This is a genomic window from Roseiarcus sp., from assembly GCF_052145395.1.
GTDB lineage: Bacteria > Pseudomonadota > Alphaproteobacteria > Rhizobiales > Beijerinckiaceae > Roseiarcus.
On sequence record NZ_JBKQOT010000203.1, the window covers coordinates 1 to 4,277 of the forward strand.

The 4,277-nt window shown below is 62.2% G+C and carries 3 protein-coding genes and 1 pseudogene; 1 reads left to right on the forward strand and 3 read right to left on the reverse strand.

Translation table 11 applies throughout. The features are described from left to right. Positions 1-308 precede the first annotated feature (308 nt). The 3 genes from ACLP25_RS06960 to ACLP25_RS06970 all read right to left on the reverse strand — a co-directional run bounded on the left by ACLP25_RS06960 (position 309) and on the right by ACLP25_RS06970 (position 2,287). Positions 309-1,334 (reverse strand): site-specific integrase, encoded by a 1,026-nt coding sequence (locus tag ACLP25_RS06960; protein WP_442468488.1) that lies wholly within the window; start codon positions 1,332-1,334, stop codon positions 309-311. Between the two features lie 349 nt (positions 1,335-1,683). Next, the gene (locus ACLP25_RS06965; protein ID WP_442468489.1) at positions 1,684-1,884 is read right to left on the reverse strand and encodes a hypothetical protein; all 201 of its coding nucleotides are present in this window, start codon (positions 1,882-1,884) and stop codon (positions 1,684-1,686) included. Between the two features lie 145 nt (positions 1,885-2,029). Further along, positions 2,030-2,287 (reverse strand): hypothetical protein, encoded by a 258-nt coding sequence (locus ACLP25_RS06970; RefSeq protein ID WP_442468490.1) that lies wholly within the window; start codon positions 2,285-2,287, stop codon positions 2,030-2,032. A 1,286-nt stretch (positions 2,288-3,573) separates the two neighbouring features. Between ACLP25_RS06970 and ACLP25_RS06975 the strand changes: the two are divergent. Next, positions 3,574-4,277, forward strand: a pseudogene (locus ACLP25_RS06975) (recombinase family protein); the annotation flags it as partial.

Sequence of the window (4,277 nt, forward strand, 5' to 3'; positions counted from 1 at the left end):
GGTGGCCGTCTTCCACTGCGGCGGAGACGGCTTCCCCGAAATCTTCCTCTCCGGCGGAGAACTTTCCGCGAGGAATGACGGCTCAGGGCGGACCTTTGTCGTTGCGGAGGGATCTTGGAAGGTCCGCAGTCCGAGGGAAACCCGTCGATCGTCTCAGTCGCTCGGAAGCATTTGAGTGTCATACGAGGAATCCAAACGCGATCATAAATGACTGATCCGTAAGGTCTTTGTCGACTCCGCTTTTCTCGAATACCAATTTATGTACCAACTTCCAATCGCGTCCGCTCGCAACGCCTAGCGACTGCCGATCACGACGCCCTCTTCTGGAGAAACGCGAGAACCTGCTGGACCGTCCTCGGATCCGGCTCAGGACCGTGCAAGATCGTCGGCTTGTCTCGCATCGCGTTCAGAATGTCGGACTGGCGATCCTTTGCGACTGTTCCGTAACTCGTGAAAGTGGTCAGCACGCTTTCGTGGGCGAGGTTTTGGCTCCAGGCTTTGAACTCCTCCGGCGTCCTGCAGAGCTTTTCGGCAAGCGCAGCCAGCGTCTTCCGAAAGCTGTGGGGGTTGAAGTAGGGCAGTCCCGCGAGGGCAAACGCCGATCGGAAGATCCGCCGGATCGCTGTCGCATTCCGCCAACCGACCCGATCCAGGCCAGCTGAAGCGAAGAGGCCATCAACGCCGACGGCGACTTTCGTGCCCGGAAACAGGGGATCATCCGGCCCGAACAAGAGTTCGTCCCGCAGAAAAGCGATCCACTCGTCGACGATCGCCTCGATATCCTCCCCGACCGGGAAAAAGGTCGACGTGAAAGTCTTCCGGTTCTTCGATCTCACTTCTCGTGCGTCATGAAAAACGGTGCGTCGATCGAGATCGACGTGTCGGACCAGCATGGAGGCGATTGCATCGTCGCGGGCGCCGCTGAGAATGGCAAAGGCGATCAGCGCGCGGTCGCGCTTTTCGATGTCCGAGTCGGCGGGCATTGCGCTCAGCACGGAGCGGATCTGTTCGAGCGTGGGAGTGGGCCTCTCGCGGTCAGCTCTGGCGATCCGCCCATCGTTGTTGGACGGATTAAAATATTCCATGTCCGAGTAGGTAAGCCGCGACCTGTAACCCGGCTGTCCGGCCAGCCATACGAAGAAGGCTTTCACCGCCATGAGCCGCGAGTAAATTGTCGCCTTGGCAAGCGGCTTGCCGGTCGCAGGATGGGTCGCGTCGGCCAGCACCCGCTTGAACTTTCGGGCCTGTTCGTAATGAAAGGCCGCGAAGTCGCGGTGTCCGGTCGTCGCTTCGAACTGCGCGATCGCCGCCGCAACCTGGTCGACCGACGCCACTCGCTTCGCGTCTTCCAGATAGGTGAAATATTGGCGCTTGATCCGCTCATTCTTGGGGTGGCATTTGCGCGCATGGCTTGTGGCTCGTCTCGAAAGTGATCATTCAGGGAGGGATTGTTTCAGTCCTTTACGTGTGTCGTCCCAGCACTAGATGGCCTCCGTCTTGGAGGCGTCAACAAGCGCGGCAGGCGCGCGGGTACCGCGATGGGCGACGCTTGGCTTGGCTCATTGGCGAAAGCGGCCGTGCAGGATTCTGCATTGCCGGACGTCTTGACGGCGCTGGCCTCATGCCAGTGGCGGGCGGACTTCTCAAAGCTGCGCGGCGCGCTGTTCGCGGACTTTGGGCGCCTTAAGCGTTTCGGATCCAGATCGCGAAATTGTGGTCGCCTTCGTGCCCGGAGACATCGAAGACAAAATCTTGCCCGCTTCCCTTTCCTTCGTGCAGCAAAGCTCCCGCTTTTCTGGCGACTGCAAGGGCCTCGGCGAATTTTTGCGCCGTAGCGATCTGGCCCGGCTCCTCATGCGCCCTGTTGAACGTCACTCGGTACATCGTCCACTCCTAGCGGCGAAGCGCGGCTGGCGGTCAAGCTTGCGCCGGGCCGACAGGGTGACTTTACCCTCGGCCCCGCGGGGGCCGCGCGCCCATTGCCGCCGCCCACCGCACGAGAGAGTGAGAACTTGTCGCTGCATGGTTATCAGCTCGGCATCAAAACCATGTGCCATCGCGCTTCGCCTTCCATTGCCGCTGGTCCACCGCCGGCCCATGCCGGCTCTTGAGCGATGGACGGATGCCTGACTATTACGCGCGTCTGATCCCACACCTCAAAGGCCCCCACAGGGATCTCGCTCTCCGAAAACAGCACCTCGGCCTTTACGATGGCCTCTTTGTCCGAGAGGCCGGTAAGTTCCTCAACGGCTACGATATGGCCGTTTCTAAGGAAATAGCACCGCATGTTATGCTTCCCATTTGGTCGCCCGGGGGGAGGCCGGGGGAGGCCTGGACGGTGGCCCCTTTGGCGCCCCTTGTCACGTTGCGTAATATACTCAGGGGCGCCAGCGATGCGCCCGAGCTACGCGGGCGCTAGTCGCCTCGACGGCCTCGTGCAGCGCTTCGGCGCCGACGCGGTCCTGCCGGACGTTCTCATGGCGCTGGCCTCATGCGAGCGCCGAGGGATTTCCTCCGGCCTTGCGGGGCGCGGTTCACTGATCTCGCGGCGCAGGCCTAGGCCGCCTGGTCGCGGACGCCATGTTCACGCTTCAGTCCAGCTTAGCGTTGCTCAGGGGCAGAGAGGGAGGGGATTCTATGGGCGAAGCTGCGAAGCTAGTGATCCTTGCGGTGGAAGACGAGGAATTTCTGCGCCTGTACGCCTCCGACCTGCTTTCCGGTTAGACGCAAGAGTGGCAAGAATCCTCGCCAGAGCCGCCTCAGTGGCAGCGTCCAGTGCTTTGAACCAGAGCAATCGAGCTTCGTATTCCTCTAGATCGTGCTCGGTCATCTATATTACCTCCCGGACGGTGATATGTGGTTTTGAGCCGCACGTGCTTGGTGGATGCGGTTGAGGCGCGGGCCCCTGACAGCGCCGGCGAAGCGATCTATGCGCCTTTGTCGAAGCTGCTTCGGCAGTCGCTGATTCCCTGTCAGAAACCCGATCGCCCCGGGTTCGTCTTCAACAGGTCATCCCGGTACAGGACCCGCCTGCACCATGTCGCCGTTCATAAGCGCCGCGATCATGAGGTCGCAGGGGCGCGGCTGAGTTCCCAGGCTCACGGGCTATGCGACTCTGCCGGTAAATCCTTCTTGTAAGACTCCAGACCTCGACTCCATCGTAGGACGAAGCGCTTTCCTTGAACATTGCCCGAGCTATCTCCACAGCTTCGTCGCAGGAAAGACCGGGGAGTTCTTTGAGCGCGACAATTCTCGCGTTTTTAACGAAATAGCACCGCACAGAAGCGCCCTCCGTTCCCACCTTCGCGCCCGTTCTGTCTTCCTGGACGGTGCCGAGAATTGATTTGGCGCAATTCGCCTAGGGCTTTTTTGCCGACGCCAGCACGGCCGCCGTCGCATGTGCTGGCGGCGAAGGCTGCTCAGCCCGCCAGCCGCTTCCAGCACGGCCGCCGCGCGGGACGGGGCGGGCGCTGGCTCTGACGGAGGCTCGCCGGGCGCAAGAGCCGGGGTCGTCGCGTCTCGACGGAAAAACAGGGCCGGAGCGGTCTCGGCCTCGAGGCGCAGCAGTCCGCTGTCGCCGCCTTCATCTCGAGCAAAGGCGCCGACGCCAAGCTCGTCGCCTCCTTCACCGAGATTGAGTCCGGCAAGCGTTCGGACAACCGGCCGGAGCTGCTGAAGGCGATGGAGCATGCGCGGCTCACCGGGGCGACGCTCCTGATCGCCAAACTCGATCGGTTGAGTCGCGACGCCCATTTCCTGCAGGAGGCTGGCGTCCGGTTCGTCGCCTGCGAGATGCCCGAGGCCAACGAGCTGGTCATCGGCATTATGGCGGTGATCCGCCCAGGCCGAGAGGAAGATGATCTCGGCGCGCACCAGGGCGGCGCTGGCGGATACACGGAAGCGGGTCGCCGCGACTGGGCAGCGGATGCACCCGGAGATCAAGCGCCTCGGCTGTCCGACCGGCGCAGCGCACCTACAGGGCCAAGGCTTCCAGTCCACAGTCTCGCTGTGCCGGCTCTCAAAGCCATCGGCGAGGCCAATCTTCCGCCACAACGCCGCCTGACCGTTAGGCCAGAAGAGCTGGCGCCCCGCCCGCATGGACCTCAGCTTGGCGAAGTCGGTCTGAAGCACAGAACCGGTGTGAATAACGAGGTCCCAGGCGGCCATTCCACCAAGGAACTGAGTAACGGCGGAAGCGACCACGCCGCCTGGACGGGTCACGCGCTTCATCTCGGAAACTCCCTGTTCAATTTCCGGGATAACGTCCAGGGCCAGCG